The organism is Exiguobacterium algae, assembly GCF_018617875.1.
In the GTDB taxonomy this organism is placed as follows: Bacteria; Bacillota; Bacilli; order Exiguobacteriales; family Exiguobacteriaceae; genus Exiguobacterium; species Exiguobacterium algae.
The window spans coordinates 134,720-152,773 of the sequence record NZ_JACSKZ010000001.1; the positions used below are offsets into that span (position 1 = coordinate 134,720).

At 49.2% G+C, this 18,054-nt stretch carries 11 protein-coding genes; 2 read left to right on the plus strand and 9 right to left on the minus strand.

Going from position 1 to position 18,054, the window contains the following annotated elements; genetic code table 11:
* Positions 1-41: 41 nt before the first annotated feature.
* The gene (locus KNP03_RS00670) at positions 42-1,139 is read left to right on the plus strand and encodes an HNH endonuclease (RefSeq protein ID WP_276313795.1); all 1,098 of its coding nucleotides are present in this window, start codon (positions 42-44) and stop codon (positions 1,137-1,139) included.
* A gap of 454 nt (positions 1,140-1,593) precedes the next feature.
* Here KNP03_RS00670 and KNP03_RS00675 read toward each other — a convergent pair whose 3' ends face one another.
* The 6 genes from KNP03_RS00675 to KNP03_RS00700 all read right to left on the minus strand — a co-directional run bounded on the left by KNP03_RS00675 (position 1,594) and on the right by KNP03_RS00700 (position 11,688).
* Positions 1,594-1,857, minus strand: coding sequence for a hypothetical protein (locus KNP03_RS00675; RefSeq protein ID WP_214823880.1), 264 nt, complete (start codon positions 1,855-1,857; stop codon positions 1,594-1,596).
* 15 nt (positions 1,858-1,872) lie between these two features.
* Positions 1,873-3,096 (minus strand): ParB/RepB/Spo0J family partition protein, encoded by a 1,224-nt coding sequence (locus KNP03_RS00680; RefSeq protein WP_214823883.1) that lies wholly within the window; start codon positions 3,094-3,096, stop codon positions 1,873-1,875.
* Positions 3,097-3,113: 17 nt separating this feature from the next.
* Complete coding sequence (locus KNP03_RS00685) at positions 3,114-5,198, minus strand: hypothetical protein (RefSeq protein ID WP_214823885.1); 2,085 nt, start codon at positions 5,196-5,198, stop codon at positions 3,114-3,116.
* Between the two features lie 277 nt (positions 5,199-5,475).
* Positions 5,476-8,040 (minus strand): SNF2-related protein, encoded by a 2,565-nt coding sequence (locus KNP03_RS00690; protein ID WP_214823887.1) that lies wholly within the window; start codon positions 8,038-8,040, stop codon positions 5,476-5,478.
* Positions 8,037-9,251: a hypothetical protein gene (locus tag KNP03_RS00695; protein ID WP_214823888.1), complete on the minus strand. Its 1,215-nt coding sequence runs from the start codon at positions 9,249-9,251 to the stop codon at positions 8,037-8,039. The genes KNP03_RS00690 and KNP03_RS00695 overlap by 4 nt, the downstream gene beginning before the upstream one ends.
* A gap of 46 nt (positions 9,252-9,297) precedes the next feature.
* On the minus strand, positions 9,298-11,688 hold the full coding sequence (locus KNP03_RS00700) for a sigma factor-like helix-turn-helix DNA-binding protein (RefSeq protein ID WP_214823890.1): 2,391 nt from the start codon (positions 11,686-11,688) through the stop codon (positions 9,298-9,300).
* Between the two features lie 1,048 nt (positions 11,689-12,736).
* Here KNP03_RS00700 and KNP03_RS00705 point away from each other — a divergent pair.
* Complete coding sequence (locus KNP03_RS00705) at positions 12,737-13,816, plus strand: PDDEXK family nuclease (protein ID WP_214823892.1); 1,080 nt, start codon at positions 12,737-12,739, stop codon at positions 13,814-13,816.
* 137 nt (positions 13,817-13,953) lie between these two features.
* Here KNP03_RS00705 and KNP03_RS13640 read toward each other — a convergent pair whose 3' ends face one another.
* The 3 genes from KNP03_RS13640 to KNP03_RS00720 all read right to left on the minus strand — a co-directional run bounded on the left by KNP03_RS13640 (position 13,954) and on the right by KNP03_RS00720 (position 17,989).
* On the minus strand, positions 13,954-14,388 hold the full coding sequence (locus KNP03_RS13640; RefSeq protein WP_214823894.1) for a helix-turn-helix domain-containing protein: 435 nt from the start codon (positions 14,386-14,388) through the stop codon (positions 13,954-13,956).
* A gap of 663 nt (positions 14,389-15,051) precedes the next feature.
* A complete protein-coding gene (locus KNP03_RS00715) occupies positions 15,052-16,296 on the minus strand; it encodes an endonuclease domain-containing protein (protein ID WP_214823896.1) in 1,245 nt (414 codons plus the stop codon).
* Between the two features lie 250 nt (positions 16,297-16,546).
* Complete coding sequence (locus tag KNP03_RS00720; protein ID WP_240544397.1) at positions 16,547-17,989, minus strand: class I adenylate-forming enzyme family protein; 1,443 nt, start codon at positions 17,987-17,989, stop codon at positions 16,547-16,549.
* Positions 17,990-18,054 lie beyond the last annotated feature (65 nt).

Genomic DNA, 18,054 nt, shown 5'->3' on the forward strand with positions numbered 1-18,054 from the left:
AATGAGCAACAATGCATGAGGTCACATTCGAAGATGCCATGATGGCGGACTTGGTACCGGGAACAAACTATTTAAAGGGTAGTGACAGTAACCATACACGGCGTGAACCGATCCATAATATCTTCAAATTTCCTGGTCTGAGGGGGGTGGGCAACATGGGAGGGATTCGCCGTGCCATGCAGCAGAATCCTATCAATCGCTCTTCTCAAGAGGAGGCCTTCGTCGTCCTGCTAGATACCGGCAAACATGAGAACTGGCAGAACGTCTATGATCCTATGAGCGGTATCTTGACCTATTACGGAGACAATGAATCCTCGAGCCAACACTACCTCTCTACAAACAATGCAGGTAACAAGGCGTTGCAGAGGTTTTTCCAAAGGGCGTACAATGAACCGGAAGCACATCTGGCTCCCTTCTTTTATTTCGAGAAACAGGTGGACGATAGTGTCAAATACGTCGGCATCGCGATACCCTATGTACCGGGCACGTCCGAGGTGGATGCCCTGTCATTAGAGGAATTCACAGACCCGAGGACGGGCCTTCCCTTCGAAAATTTCGTGGGTCATTTCACCGTCCTTGAGGTGACGGCAAAAAGAGAGTGGCTCTATGACCTTAAACGAGGCATCACAGTTTCTGAACATGCCCCGAACGAGTGGCTACGCTTCCTGGTCGATCGTGACCTTTCGTCACGTGTCGAACGTCCGCTTGTACCCGGGGAACGCTCAAGACGCCGTGAACGTCTATTGGAGAGCATCGGCTATCGGATGACCATCTTCAGGAGAACCCAAGGAAGATTTCGTCGCGCCCTGTTAGAGAGTCGGCGTTGCTGTGACCTATGTGGTATGGCGGTCGAGCCCCTCTTGGTCGCGAGTCATATCCTCCCCTGGTCGGTCGCCGACGAACATCAACGGCAAGACCCCGACAATGGGCTCCTTCTCTGCGTCACCCACGACGCATTGTTCGACAAAGGATTCATCACGTTCGAGGACGATGGGCGGATTCTGATTTCAGAGATGATCCCTCGCCAGGAATTGCAGAGGTTGTCGATAGACGAGACGATGCACCTCTCACATATACCGAGAAACAAGGCATACATGCGCCTTCATCGGGCGAACATCTTTAAAGACTCTTCAAGATGAACACATCTGTTCGACTCTCAAAAACTATTCAGGAGGATTCGTCCATGCCTTTCGCAGATGACATTCTATACATGAAAAATCTTTATACGAAGTTGCCGGTCCAAGAGGTCCATGGGAACACACACTCCTTGGAGGAACATGTCCCGGGCCTACAATTGAGATATCCCGGAGCGTTACGCGGTGGCAAGACCGGTGATTATTGCCTCTATCTGAACGATTTCGCCCCCTCGCATATACACGTGGTCCGTGCGGTCCATACGTATTGCGAGATATCGGGACACGACGGGGCCGAGTCGATGCTCTGCTTTCTAGAGGATTTGGCTACAAATGGACTGACCGGGACTGTGGACCTTCCTTCCCCGTTCGAAATCGCAGGACACAGGTTGGAGGGTCGACAGACCAGGGTGCTCCTCTACTGGTTGATCTTGCAGGAGGACATCAATTATCCGAGTCCTCAACACATGGGTGTCCGGATGCCGTTCGTCCGATACACCGAGGCCGTCATCTCTTCGATACTCCCTGATCTTCTTGACATCGAGACCGTCGTCGCGAGGACGGCCGCCAGGGGCGGGAGACCTGCACCCAGGTTCGCACACGCTTCCCTGTCCCCCCGTTTCCTACGAACGTTCGATGTCATCGAGAACATGAGGCGCTCTGTCGTCTGATGAAAAGAAGTCGCCGGCACATGTGCCGGCGACTTCTTCGGTTTTACAGCCATGTCATTGCCGACCCATCATGAAAGACGTTCCTCGAAGGAGTCCAGCATCCCCCGCATCCGTCCCATGAGACGGATGAACTCCTCCCTGTTCTTCTGATCGAGCCTTCCGATATGGTCCATATCGATTGTATCGAGCGTCTTCAGGGACGTGTTGAATGCATCAATTGGTCTCATCTTCGCCCGGGAGATGGCCGTCTCGTCTGCCCTACGGTCGATGAGGGAGGCGGCCTCGTCCCTCAGGTCCTTCATTTCCGAGTTGAGCTGCCTCATGGCCTCCAGGTCGACCTTCCCCTTTTCCTGAAAAGCGTCGGCGACATCATAAACGATTTCGTCGAATTCTTCGAGGAACGCCTCTCGATTCGATGCCTTCAAGATGTCATTTCCGATGCGACGGATGTATCTGGTCAAGTCCTTGTTCTTGGAGATCGTCAGCACTGTGAAGAGCGTGTCCGTCACTCGGATCCGTTCCTCCTCGTCCTTCTCGTTCTTCAGGATGCCGACCATCTCCTGGAGGGGCCCATCCAGCTCCAGCTCCCTCGCGAGATAGAATTTTCCGTCGGCGTTGATGAACTCCAGGTACTCGACCATCAGTTTGGCCTTCTCGACCATCTTCTTGACCTCCGAGGGCTTCTTGTTGGTGTTCAGCGCATACTCCTGTTCCGTGAAGTATTCATTGACGACGATGTCATTGTAGACGTCGACGAGGTTGTCAATCGGATTGTAGTCCACTGGGCGCTCCTCACCATGCTGCAGGTTGAGCTCGAGCCGTTTGATGTCGATATCGGAGAGCCCTTCTTTCGGGTCGAGGATGATCGCCTCGAAAAAGACATCCATCCCGTGGTCACGTCTCAGATGGCGGAGACAGGTGAATCGACGGTTCCCGTCCACGATGGTCCCATCGTTGAGCACCACACCTGGGACCCGCTGTCCGAAGTTCTTGATATTGGCCTTCGTCTTCTCGAGCGCCCCTTTGTTCGACTCGATGATCATCTCCTCCACCTTGTCGTTGTATTCATTCTTGTCAAGGGTCGAGACGTCCTCCCCCTCTGACTCGACACGGTTCATCCAGCTGATGATTCGTCCATTCCGTCGATTGTAGACCAGGTGCTCGAGGGGGATCCGATACACATCGAATACCCTCGTCTCCCCTTTCAATGTGAGCTTCCTCTTCTGCTCGGTAAGAGATATATCTTCCCCAATCCGTTTTCTGAGATTGATGTTCTCTGGTCCTTTCCTCATGTCCAATCCCTCCCCTGTCATTCGTCAATCGAATAGATGTTGTCCAGAAATGTCTGTTTGTCCTGATAGAGCTTGCCTGTCTCCGGAGAGAAATGACCTCCTCGGTCCCGAATGGCCGAGACGATGGCGCTCTCATCAAAGAGGAGATGAAGGGAGGTCTCGATGTCCTCTCTCAACTCGAGGGGCTCCATGCCCCCATCCTTTGGGAGATGCTCGATGAAGAGACCTCCAAGGCTCCTTGGCCCTTTCCCAAGATAAAAGATGTCACCTGAGCCGGTCCTGATTGCCCTGATTTTAGGATGCGAATGTAAGAGTCCCTTGAAAAAGATATCCTCTAGACCGAGCTCCCACAAGGACGACTCTACCTGGTGATGAATCATCGGGACAGTGAAGTATTCCCATTGCTGTCGTTTGACGTGTTCGATCACCTCTTTGATGAATCCCCTCACGACACCCTTGTTGACGCCCGCCTTCCTGAGCCTTGTCAGATGGATGTACTGCCGTTCATCGAACCGAAAGATATCATGTCTGTCTTCCAGGTCCTTCACCGCCCTTTTGAAAGTGGCGGTCTTGAATGCAGGTTCGTCCGGGACGATGAAGAAGTCGCTCGCGACGAGTAGTTTTTTAAAATATGAATCTGCGCTATCGTGGTGAGAACGAAGGACGAGACCTCCCCGTAGGATGAAACCACAACGTTCCAGAGAGACGGGATTCATGAACCTCGCCTTGAAATCCTCCACCTTTCTGAACATGTCTTCCAGTTCTTCCAGGGTATAGATGTCCCTCGTGAGACGCCTCGAGAACCAGTCGATCTCTCGCTTCGTCGCTCCCGACATCGTGACCCCGATCATGCCGTCCGGTGAGACGAGTTCTGGCAGCGCATCCTTCAACGTCCGTCTCACGCTGCGAGGGGACAGCCCGAAACTTGCATGCACGATTTCAAGGAAATCACTGATTTCCATCGGCCCATGTCTTCGGACCAGTCTCTTCAGCCAGACCGACTTGTCGTCCACACCGATTGCGATTTCGGGGAGGCGTCCCATGGTCACGTTCTTGACGGTGACGTGGTGTCTGATGATTTGATGGAGCTCTTCATGCGTGATGCAGTCCAAATCCTCCATGAGGGATGGGTCGAGGCCGAAGATGTGTTCGGTGCTATAGAAGCCGGGCTCCAGCCTGAGAAGTCCCCTCAGACGTTGGAGGTTTCGTTTGGTGAGCACCGAGGCGTCATGGAATCGATATCGATTGTCCGAGGAGAGTATCCGGCACGACCTAGAGGCGATGGATGCGAGCTTCCTCTCATCCGCTTTGAGCCTCTCGGCCGTCCACTCATCGAACTGCTCGTCGAGAAAGGCGTCATAGAGGGTCTTCAATCCATCGATGGACATGTGTGCCTGACCGGCGTTCATCCAGCACACATGCTCGAATACCCCGGTCATGGTGGCCTCTTCGAGATTTCCCACACGGTTCACGAAGACAGAGAGGTGACGCCTGAACCGGGCGCGCTGCACCTCGTTCAACCTGGCATACATCCCTCTGACATCCCGCTGGTCGCTTCGTACCTTGAGGGACAGGAAGCGGTACATCCGAGCGTCCTCGGCGAACACCGCCATGAACAATTCTTCGGTGAACGCATAGGACTTGAACCTGTTGAGGTATCGTCGGGCGTCCGAGACATGCGTCACCGGCATCATCGCCAAAGCTCTCTTGAGTTTTTTCTTGAAGGTCCGGAGCGGTAGTCCCCGGCGTTCGGCGAGCACGAGGTCGTTCAGACCGGTCTCTAATTTTGCACGAACGAGCTCCGACTCCGGGATGTCATCCGAGGACAACAGCAAGGACAAGGTCCGTGTCCTCTTCTTGAAGTTCTCACCGTCCGGTCTGACGAATCCATGCCTCGAAGATCTCTCGAGCAGATCGGCGACATCATCCTTCTCGGTCTCCAGGAGGGTCGCCACCTCTTCTAGGGAGAAGACGTCGCCGAGTTCGTCATATACGTTCTCATAAAAGACATGCTCGACTCCTTTCCTCGCAATCCTCCTCTCGAATGGCTCCCTGTCCGTCCGACCCGCTCGTGCGCCACGCTCCCCAGGCCCGCTTTTCATCTCTCATTCCTCCTCCCTTGACCATCAGACGGCATCTCGTCCGATTTTGAATACATGTATTAGGTCCAGTACCCAGGTATTCATTTTTTTGTCTCCACTTTCCTATCTTTTTCCCTGAATTTTAGGGGACGTATCATCATTTTTACAAAGGAGGGATATCTCTTCGATGGTTCATCTGTCCCGATACACCACCTCGTCTGTTTTTTTGAAATCGACAAAATGGAGGAGGTCCGCGCCTTCGGCGGACCTCCTCCATCTAAATCGTTCGACTATCGGTTCAATCGAACAAGGCGACGATGTCGTCATAGTTCACGTTCGGGTCAGGTCGGAGCTCGCCGTTCTCGATCGCCTCGAGCATACGCTGCTCCTTCTCCTTGAGTCGGATGTAGATCTTCTCATCGACCATGTTCTGTCTATCGGGCTGGCCCTCCATCATCATGTAATGATAACGGGTGTATTGTCCCTCTTGGAGTCCCAGACGATGGATCCGGTCCCTCGACTGGAGCATATGGGTGAGATTGAACGAATACTCGAGATAGACCGCGTCGTGACAGACATGATGGAGCGACACCGACTCCGCCAGCGTGTGCGGGTTCGTGACGATGACATCGAACTCACGGTTCTGGAAGGCACGGATCAGTCGCTCGCGCTCCTCCTGTGGCGTGCTGCCATAGATGACGGCGGACCTGATCCCGTTCGACAAGAGCTCCTCATGGACCCTGTCTATTGTATGCACGAACATGCACCAGACCACCGCGGTCTTGCCCTCCCTGTGGAGGGAGGTGACGGTGTCGATGGCACGACGGAACTTCCGTGTCTCTCGGACGGACCTGAGGAGACGTATCTCCTCCATATCCAAGGAGACATCGGGCTGCCCCTCCCCGTCCAGAAGAGGGATTTCAGCCGCATCCTCCCCGAACATCTCCGCCATGTCGATGTTCCGGAGGACGAGCTCCGGGCTCGATGCCGCCTGGATGAGACGGATATAAAGGGCGAACGGGTTCCCACGGTACTTCCGATAGAGGAGGTCGATGATGCGCTGTTCCGTGTCGTCTGCGACGATTCTGTAAAGGATGTCGTCATCCGCATCCGGCACGCCGAGCTCCCGCTTGTTCGTTCGCCAGAAGAACGGCGCCAGCTTCATGTTCACCTCTTGGACCTTCGACTCGTTCGGTTCCTTTAGCTCGTAAGGCTTGAAATTGAAGAATGACTTGTATTCCTCACCGTACAGGATGTTGAGGAAGTTATAGATGTCCTCATAGGTGTTGGGTATCGGCGTCCCGGTGAGGACGAACTTGTAAGGCGCCAGGGGCGCCAACGCCTTCGCGGACTTCGCACGTATGCTGTTCAGCCCCTTGATTTTATGGACCTCGTCAAAGACCAGCATGGTGGAGCGGTCGATCACCTCGGAGAGGACCCGCTCATATTTACCCAGCGACTCGTAGTTGACCAGGATAAGGTCATAGAGGTGGGCGTCGGTCTTCAGGGCGAGCAACGGCTCGACCGAGTCATGGATGTCGAGCACCCTGAGGTCTCGCTTGTCCCCGAAGTTTGCCCGGAACTCGTCCTTCCATGAGATGAACGTGTTCTTCGGCCCGATGACGACGAGCCGCTCGACCTTGTTCACCTCTCTCGAGGAGAGGTATGCATATGCGCCATAGATCATCGAGGTCTTCCCCGCACCTGGGACGGAGAAGTTCGCCGCCTTCTGCATCTCGACCATATAGAAGGCCGAACGCATCTGCCGCTCCCGTAGCTTTCGTTCGAGTTCCCTGTCCACCACGCTCGAGAAGGTCTCGTACTTTCGTTGAACCTTCTCATGTGACGATTTGAGGAGACGCGCATATTCCGCCCTCTCCTCGATCATGAACTCCTGGTCTCCCAGGTATTGCCGGAGGCGTTCGGTGACGACGACCTCGAAGCCACGTCTTTCCCCGAGGCGTTCCAGATGGCTGATCACCTTCTTGATCTCCATATAGGTGAGATCCGACCGGAAAGTAGGATATCCCCCGTCGCAGAACGGCACGAGCGTCCTCGTCAATGTGCGCTCGTTCGCACGTAACTTGCCGGGCGCCACCCGGTCATGGACGACGAGCCTGCCCTGATCCAACGTCAGGACCAGGGCGTCGTCCAACAGCATCTCTTTGTCCAATATGATCTTCCCCTTGTCTCTTCTCAGGATATGACTCAGCACGAGCTCCTCGAACTCCCTGACACGGACACCGTGTCTGCCCGAACCGTCAGACCAGAGGCTCTCGAACTCCTCGATGGCCCTGTCGATTTTTTGACGGTCGAAGTCTGAGCACAGCCAGGTCCCCGTGACGTCAAACGACTCATAGTTGTGCTCGATGGCGGCGCGTGTCTCGTTGTTGGACCCGGTGAAATAGAGGATGTTCCCTTCTGCGTCCCTGACGAGCCCGAACTTGGAGTGGAACAGTCCGGCACGGATGAAGCCGACCCGGACGTCCACGACCCCTCTCGCGATAAGATGGGCCAGGTTCGAGAAGTCCGCCTCTTCCTGGAGAGAGAGCTTCTCGTCGAGTCGGTCCAACAGGTCCTCCTCGAGCTCACGTCTCAGACGATATCCCTCGGTCATCTGAAGGAAGTCCTCTTCTGCGATCTCCTCGGAGATGATGAGGCGCATCCTTCCCCCATTCCGGACAAGCCCTTGAATTCCTTTCGCATAATGCGCGAACGCCTTCCCGCTGAAATACCCGCTCACACGGTCATAGGAGACGGCGTTCGACAGGACCGGCTCATAGAAGGTTTTCGCGATGCTCGTCTGATTTGTATAATATGAGGGTTTCAGGTCGAGGAGGCGAAAGTCCGACTCGGCCCTCATAGGGAGTCCAGTCTCTCCCGCAACAGGTTCACCAATCGGTCGAACTCACCCTTCGTATGTGCATCCATCCTGGACACCTGCTCCGTGTCGATGTTCTCGAGCGCCTTGAGCGAGGTGTTCAAAGCATCGACCGGTTTCATCTGGGCCCGTGTGATGGCCGTCTCCTCGGTACGACGGCTCACGATGTAAGATGCCTCGGAACGAACCTGTTCGAGGTCCTTGTTCACCTCACGGATCGTCGAGATATCGACGGTCTCCCTCTCCTGGAAGGCGTCGTGCACCTCGTCCACGATGTCCTCGAACTCCTCTAGGAATTCCTCACGGTTCTTGCTGCCGAGGATGTCTTTTCCGATTCTACGGATGTAACGGGTGAGGTCTCTTTCTTTCGAAGTGCTCAATGCCGTGAAGAGCGCGTCCTGTACCCGGATGCGGTCCTCCTCGTCCTTCTCTTTCCGTAGGATCCCCGTCATCTCCTGTAGTGGACCGTCGAGCTCGAGCTCACGTGCGACATAGAACTTGCCTTCCGCATTGATGAACTTGAGGTACTCGACCATGAGGTCGGCCTTCTCGAGCATCTTCTTGACATCAGATTCTTTCTTGCCGATGTTCGCCGCGTATTCCTTGGTCGTGAAGTAACGGTTGATCCGGATGTCGTTATAGACGTCGACCAGGTTGTCGATGGCGTTATAATCGACCGGACGTTCTTCCCCATGCTGGATGCGCAGCTCGAGTCGCTTGATGTCGGCGTCCGTCAGTCCTTCCTCAGGGTCGAGGATGACGGCCTCGAAGAAAAGGTCTCCGCCGTCCTCACGCTTGAGCTGACGAAGGCAGGTGAAGCGTCGGTTGCCGTCGACAACGGTCCCGTTGTTCAACACAACACCGGCATGGATTTGCCCGAGGGCCTTGATGTTCTTCTTCGTCTTCTCGAGTGCGGTCCGGTTCGAGTCGACGATCATCGTCTCGACCTTCTCGTTATACTCGTCTTTTGAAAGCTCGTCCACGACGACCCCTTCGGACTCGAGTTTGTTCATCCAGCTGATGATACGTCCGTTACGCTTGTTGTAGAGGAGAAGGTCGAGAGGGATTCGATGGACTTCAAAGCTCCGTATTTCCCCCTTCAAGGCCAACTTTCGTTTCTGGTCGGTTCGCATGATGTCCTGTCCGACCCTTGTATGTAAATCAATCTTTTCAATATTGGTTTCTGTTCTCAATCTGATAACCCCGTTCCTGATGAATGTCTAAATGTATGTCTTTGTTTCAATAGATGCTGGACAGGAAGGTCTCCTTGTTCCGATAGACCTTCCCGGTCTCTGGTGAGAAATGGCCTCCGCGCTCTTTGGTCGACTCAATCAGCTTTGCTCGGTTCAAGGAAATCTGATAACGTTCCTCAAGCTCTGCCATCAGAAAATGGACGTCAAGACCATCTTCAGATGGCAAATGTTCGAGATAGAATTGTCCGATCGTCCTCTTCTCTTTCGCAAAATAAAAGATGTCCCCTCCAATGGTCGGGATGAAGTTCACCCCATCTTGTAGTCGGATGAGCCTCTCATAGAAGACTTTCTCCATTCCAAGATTGAACAATGGAGAGTCGATTTCTTCTTGAATCTGTGGTAACGTGAAGTACTCTGCTCCAAGCCCACTCGCGAACCGCACAAGTTTGACGATTTCAACCTCGATTTCTTGTTTCGTGATACCTGAACGCTCCATGCGACCAAGGCTGATGTAATGGTCCTCGTCGAATCTGAATATCTCTAGATTCGTCTCAAGGTCCTTCAACACTTTAAAATATGTCTGTGTTCTTGAAGCGGGTGTATACTCTATCCGGTACAAATCTTGAGACCTGATTTTGCTCCTGAAATAGGATTCTCCGCTGCCGAACTCCTGTCTGACGATGAATCCTCCCCTTATGACATATCCTATGGTCGAAAGGACAGCCTTGTTTAGAAACTTGTCATACAGTTCAGGTTTGTCCGGATAGGCATCCAAGAGTTGGTCGAACGTATAGATATCTTCGACAAGGACAGAAGAGAGCCAATCCCCTTCTTCGAGCGAAATGGAGGGCGTTTCAGTGATCAAGATGTTATCCGGGGTCAGGTGGTGCCCCAAATCCGTTTGAATCAAACTGCGCATCGAAGGGACGTGCAGTCCAAAGTTGTCCTCCAGGTATCCCAAGAACTTCTCAAGCGGCATGGGACTATGTTCTGCGATGAGATGACGTAACCATGACTTCTTGTCTTCGACATTGATTGCCAGCTCTGGCATCCTCCCCATGATCACATGAGGGTGATCAATCTTGTTTTTGATGAGATTATGGAGTTCATATGCATCCTGACAATCCAACTCTTGCATGAGCTCCCTGTCCAAATCATAGATAAAGCGGGCATGGTAGATTCCAGGTTCCAGGTTCAATAATCTTCCAACCCTTTCTAACCGATCTTCGGTGCACACATCCGGCGAGTGATACCTGACTCGTAGACCATTGGAGCCGATAATATGTTTCGAACGGCTTGCCAGGCCCATGAGGCTCCTTTCGTCGACCCTCAGACCAATCGCAGTCTCTTCGGGAAAGAAATCATCGATATATTGTTGATAGAGGACTGCCACCTCCTCGATGCGAAGTGCACGGTCGCGGGCATTCTCGAACACTACTCTCTCAAGGATGCTCTTCTTGCTAAAAGGAACCAGACGATCGTCAATCGGAAAGACAGAGAGGTATTGCTCGAAGTTCCTCCTTTGCTCCTCGTTCAACCTCGTGTACATTTCCAAAATGTCACTTGTACCACTTGTGGCCTTTGCATCCAAAAGTCTGAAGATTGCAGGGCTTTCCTCGAATATCGTCACAAACGCTTCCTCTGTCATTGCAAAACGCCGGAACCTGCGCAGGTATCTTTTGGCTTCTTTCACATGCGATATCGGAATCCACTCCAGCGTCGTCTTCAATTTCTGTGAGACACGCTGCTTCGAGACATCCAACCTGTCCGCCATTTCTTGTAAGCTCAATCCTTCCTTGAATCTCATTGATACGAGCTCTTTATTCGGAATATATTCAGACGACATGATGTCCATGAATGCTCGTCTTAATTTTTCCACATCATGTCCATCCACCTTCAGTAAACCCTTTTCTTCAGCTCTTTTCAAAATAACGGAGACGCGCCTCTCGTCGACTCCGAGTCTCCCCTTGAGCTCTTCCACAGTGAAGTTTTTAGGGAGCGAGTCGTAACAGTTGCTGACGAACTCTCTCTCCAACACGTTCATCTCTCTTTTCCCGATTTTATCAGAGACTTCCACCCTCACAGGGTCGAGGTGAGCGACATTAGACCCTGAGCTCTCGAAGGAGGCGCTCATCTCCACCTCGAACGCTCGATAAGCATCCATAAGCTTTTGATACGTGGTCAGCCTGTTCCGTCCCCCGGTCATCTCCTTGAACGTGTCATAATCGACGTCCTTGAAAGATATGTAATCGAATCCTCTGCTTCCCAGTAATCTCGGGAGTGATTCATTTACCCCCGTACCTAGAAAAATCAGATGGTAGAAGGTCCTTCTCGAACACAATTCATAGAATCTCTCGGGTCCATATAATTCGACGAGTTCTCCAAGGGTGATTTTGACCGGCTCCCGAAACCTAATGAGCGTCTCCTCGTCGCCCATCAGGAAATCGTCAGGTGTCAACCCTTGACGTATCAATTGAACTGCCGTGTGAAACGTGAAACGATATCCTTCCTTCTCTGCGACATCAATCAACCCCAAAAAACTATTTTGTAGATCCTTGAGGGGGATATCATGATACCTGCCTCCCCCTTGACCAGGTAGTCTGTCCATTCCTCATCTTCCTCGCAATCTTTGTCATGGTCTGTGTTGAGATTTCAAATAAGCCTCTAGGGCACGGCGTATGATTTCATCTTCAGTGACGTTCTCTTTTCTGACGACATTGAGCCCCGCCCTGGAAAGGACATCTTCCCGGTCATCAAAACTGATTTTTATGTTCAGGGTCTTTTGCCTAACACTTTTGATGACACGACTCCCCTGCCGTCTAGCAGCATCCTCTTCACCTCAGACGTCAATATCTTCTATTTCTGTTAGGGAGGGATTATTCACTGCTATATAAAAAAACATCAACTCTGATGTATAAAAGGTGAAGACTGGATTATAATATATAATATTGTTGTAAAATTTAATGAAGTGGAGCAGCGAAAATACATTTTCTAATTAAATTCCATATATAGAAAATTATAATGAGAGAGGGATTTTTATGCAAGAATTTCTTGAAGTATTTGATACATATATCTGCAAGGGTGCGCGACAGTTGTCCTGGGACGTCGGTCTCAACCCTGACCTTAATGAGAGTAAGGCGAAGACTTCAAATATAACGAAAAGGCTAATCGACCGCCATCAAGGTGCGATTGAGCGCCTGGAGAACAATTCCAAAGGACGATTGATGATAAAGTCCGTCAACCTCAACAAGGAAGGAAAATCAAAACAGAACACCGTCCTTGAAGAAATCGATTTCCTCTCTTGGGTGGGAACAGGATGGGAAGACAGTGCCATCTTTAGATGTCTCGGGGAGACGACATTCCTTTTCATTGTGTTTGGGGAAAACAAAGAAGGTGATGTGTTTTTTCTCGGTCCCGTTCTTTGGAAACTTCCCCATGACGAAGTAGGAAAGTTGAAGTCATATTGGCAGATGGTGACGAACATCTTGAAGCAAGGCGTCCAGATGTGGGAAGCTCCATGGGGAAACAACATTATTACAAAGAACAATCTCCCGGGGCAGGCGGCGCATAAGATGATACATATAAGACCAAAAGCTAACAACAAGAACGATGTCACCCTTCTCCCCGACGGACAGACGATTACCAAACAAGGTCTTTGGTTGAACGCGAAATATGTGACCGATATCGTTTCGACGCTCTTTGAGAATAGAAAGGATGAAATCAATTTCAAGAGAGACATGTTGTCTGAAGCCATCGAGTTGGATGAGGTGACACTAAACTCCCTCAAAGGAATGTTGAAGGAGGAAGCCTACACCCCAGAAACTTTCGTCGAAGCCTGCAAGGCTGTAATCCCAGGTTTTGGGGTGGATTCGATCAGTAAGGACTTCGTGGAGAGTCTCGGCTTTAGAATATCCTCACCATATATCCTCAATAAAAAATATCTGGACAGTCGTTCATACATTGAGAATATCGTCCTTAGGAACGACTATTTCAGAATGGAGGACACCCCAATCCTGTCCCATCCTTTTGCTTCAAGGATGATGGCGAAGATGAGGAGCGGATGGAGAATCATCGAAATCGAGCCAGATTTCTATATCACGGAACGATCGCTCGTCCGTGCCGGCATAACCATCCGGTTGTTGGAGTCCTATCGTGAGTCGGTCTTCGGGCTGATGAAATCTGACCGTTTCTACACGATAGAGCAACTCATCGACCTCTTGGCACACGATCCACTCGAGGAATATGGATTCGATAAGAAAGTCTATGAGGGGATTTTGATGAGACCGGGGAAGATTGCGAATCTCCGAGTCGGCCGAAGAATATTGTTCATAAATGGAATGATTAAAGATACACAGAAATATCTGATTGATAGTCTCATTAAAGGTGAGAACAACAAAAAAATCGATGAAGTCGAGGAAAAATTTATTTCTACATTTGGGGGTGACATAGGTACTAGTGACCTTATTAAACTGTGTGTGAGGTCCGGGTACCATTTCGATACCGATCTAGAGATGGTGTTCGATTCCAAGCAATCGTATTTAGAGTTTATTTATTCCCAGAATTAATTTTGATATAGCTGGCTTGGTTTTGCCAATGGTAATACAGGAATTGAAACGCGTCTACAAAAAATCTGTGTGATATCAGGTTGCCAGCACGAGTGGAAGTCTATAAAGATAGCCTAACGAAATGCATTATTTATTCGTCAGGCTATTTTTTGTGGACTGCGAAACACATTCACGATAAGTCTTTCTTCGCGAACTCGCTGTTGAAGAGAATTGAGGATGTTACGTCCCCCATTCCAAACATCTTGTCTGTAAATTTTGAAACAATTGACTTCATATAATTGACGGATCCGGTCGATCCAGCGATTCACTTTGCGCCGCGAGGCGCTCGGCGAGCGCTTTCGGTGATGGGTTATCGGCGCTGTCCTTCGGATATCGTTGTAAACCGTTTGCCGACTGACGGAGAATCTACGGGCAATCGAAGTGACCGACTCCCCGGTCTCGTATGCCTTCTTGACGCCTAGTGTTCGATGCCAAGAAGGGTGGTCCCATCTGCCGTCATCATCCCCAGCGTCGTCCGTTGAGACAATCTCTGACGCGCACTCTCCTATCTCTAAGCCGAAACTTCCGGGCAATAACGTGTGGCAAACCTTCTCGAAAAGGTCCGATAGGTTCTTGAGGAGATGAAAATGATCAAGAACCTCTGTAATGTTCCATTGAAATCACGACCTTTTGTCCGATTATACAACGATAATGCGAAAACATCACTCTCACCTAAAGTGCGTAAGAACCATTTTTTTCTAGCGTTCACAGAAGCTCAGCTTCAAGTCGCAGGCGCTTCAGGACTAAGGAGGGAACGAGATGCTGTTTGTACGATTCACCGACGTGCCGGACACACGAATCCAGAACTATGAACGACACACCTTCACCATTTCAGTCTAAGCGATACATAATCTAAACCAGGCACGAAGCAAGGAACATGGTTTCCTATTGATTGACTTCTATATGTCAGAGGGCCCAAACTAGATAGCGCTCAAACTATCGAATGATTCGACACTGATTGAGACGAAGGTGACCGAACTCGATAAAAAGGCTAAGAAAAAGTTAACCCGGACTCAAGACTTCTAAGCTTCACATCCGACCTACGAGAGTTCGTTCGATATCTCCGGAATATAAGATAATCATGAGACCACGGCAATGACGGACAATTCCCCATTCTTGATTGAAAATCAAGATTTTGTGCCCTTCTCGAATTGCATTAAATTTTTTTTTGAAATTTGAATCAAGCAAGATGATCTTCACATTTTGCGTAAATAATGAATCGCCAATGTAAGTTCATGTAGCGTAAAAACAAGGTGCTTGAAATAGATTCCCTCTTGTTTGAGCCAAGTAAAAGCAATGTCGATTGATTTTTCTTTTGAGGATTGTGTTTCGGTCATAGTCGATAAGAATCTCGAAATGGAAATCACAATTTTTTCACGATCTGTCGGATCAAGATTTTCAAAAGGGGATTGATTTATTGATGATCTAAAGGACTTTGATTGGTAAAGTTTTTGATATACCTGCCTTAATTCGGTCTCTAGACGAGACACTTCGTTTAGTAGTTCTTTCTCTGTTTCGTGTTCCTGATATCGATCTAGTATTATTTGATGTTTCTGCACATCTGTCTTTTGTCGTTGCAGATGGCCCAAGATATCGCTTTTTAAAATCCGACACCTCTCTTCACTGAATCCATCCAATACGATATAGGAACTGCCTTTGAATTTTGTACTACCTTGTTCATATAATACGATGATTTTAAGAATCGACTCATCTTCTGCAATATCTTTCGGGATTTTCACCTGACGAGAACAGTTGGTAAGTGTAATCGTGCAAGGGACATTGAATGCCCCGAAGATACAATCAAAATCATTTTGTGAAGACGCAAGTTTTTCAAGTGCAAAATAACCAAATAGATTTTTTAAATCTGCAAAACCTTTTCTTTGGATGACATCCCTGACTCTTTTTCTAATTTCTCCTTTTCGACGTTCGCGTATTTTAACAGTTTTGGTCACATCTTTACAAACCTTCGACAGTTCTTCTTGTAAAGATCTGATCAAAATCTGTGCGTCATCCGCTCCAATTGATTTCGGTATTTGGTTCGGATTAAAAGCGCCTTGTACTTGCTTATCCAAGTAAAGTTTATCGTTTGCAGCAATCGTGTTATGAATTTCTGTCATCACACTATCCATATCATTTAAAATCTGATTTGTGTCAAAACGTAATGTATCTTGAATGCCATGTTGTTTAACCCAGATATCTCGTTGAGTATCGTGTTGTCTAGCATCTTTTGAAGAATGATACGTGATCCCATCGCATTCAATGGCAATTTTGCAATATTCTCCATAGACCAAGAAGTCTAAAATGTATTTTGGATTCCATTGGTCCTTCGACTTGTCCATTAGTGAAAACTGAGATTTGAATTTTAAACCCGCTCTTTTTAGTGACAACTCCATCTTTTCTTCCAATGGACTATTCTCATTTATAGGAATCAAGCTTTTCATGTTTATTCCTCCTATATCCAGTATTCTGTTTTTAGAGAACGACTGAACAGTAGACAAGTTTGTTCTCTTTCACCCCGTTCATCACTATTAAAAATTTATAGTGTAAATATTATACTTAAGTTATATGATCTACCAATATATAAAACCATTACTTTCAATATGTGACTCTAAAAAAATTTGTATGTAAATCGTATTAAATATTGTGTAGAAAAAGTACCCTAGTTCATTTTATTCTTTTAACCTACAATACTTACCTACGATGTATTGCTTGAATTCGTTTTCGATCCAGCTTTCCAACCGCTGTATAAGGCAACTCCTCAACGAAAACCAATTCTCGTGGAAGTTGATAGTGTGCCACTCGTGTCCGTAACCAGCTCAACAGTTCTTCCTCCGTCATTTTCTGCTCAGCATACAGCTGTACACACGCCTTCAAAATGTGACCGGCGTATACATCTTCTACCCCGATGACAGCGACGTCCTCGACACTCGGATGATTGCGCAAAACCGTTTCGATTTCCCCTGGATAAATATTATTCCCGGCTGAGATGATCAAGTCGTCTGTTCGACCACATAGGAAATAATAGCCGTTCCCGTCCCGGTATCCGATATCCCCCGTATGGATCCAACGGCTCTTCCTGTTTTTCATGGACCACTTGTTCCGGATGCAAAACTCACCGATACTTCCGGGTTCAACTTCTACTCCATCCTTTACGACCTTTAAGTCCCCTCCCGGAATCCTTTTCCCAAGCGTATTCGCGTCATACTTTAAATCTTCAGGTGTGGCGATGATGTTCAAGCCGGCTTCTGATGTCCCATATAGATTGTATAAGACATTCCCCAGACGGTTGTTTACCTCATTCACTAAAACCGGATGTAGCTTCGCACCTCCAGACGCGATGCAAGCCAAGGATCGGAGTGCTTCAGGTTCATGCTTCAACATTTTATGAATCATGAGCGGGACGACCGTGACAACTTCTACCTGATGCTGTCGAATGAGGTCGCAGGCTCTTTTCGCATCAAAATTCTCCTGGATGACCACTTTCTTTCCGAGCGCAAGAAAAGATAACAAGATGGCGATGCCGTAGCCATGGTAAATCGGCGTTGCGATATAAGCCGTGCTGTATGTAGGTAGCTTCAAACGATTCAGTAAAGCCGCAAATGGCTCCAGGAAATGAAAGAGGGACGGCCGGTGGATCACCTGTTTTGGTTTTCCCGTGGTGCCACCGGTCAACAACACGATTTTCCCGCTCGAAGCAGCCGGTAATTTCGTTTTATGATGGAACGCCGAATTCAATAAACTGTTGATGGATTCATGTTTCTCATGATCGCTGACGATTTTTGCATTTTTGTAAGGCGATTTTTCAATCATTCCACTGAACGCATCGTCGTAAATCAGGAGGTCGAATTGATGTTCCTGCACGAGCCGATTGAACTGCGATTGACCCATAGAACAATGAAGCAAGTAACTATCTGCGCCAAGCCGTGAGGCAGCAAAGATGCCTTGCACAAACGACGCATGGTTTTTGCAGAAGAACGCCACTTTATGTCCTTTCCCAATCCCATACCTCACTGACAGAAGATACGCGAGATGTTCACAGCGTTTCTTTAGCTCCTGGTATGTAAGTGTTTCCTGGCTGTCCACTAAAGCCGTTTTTTGACTTGCCGTCTTTTCCGTTAATGTAAAGAGAAGCATCAAATTAACTCCATTTTGACGGATTGCGACGAAAAGGCGTCTTAAGTTTGACGGTGAAAGAAAAT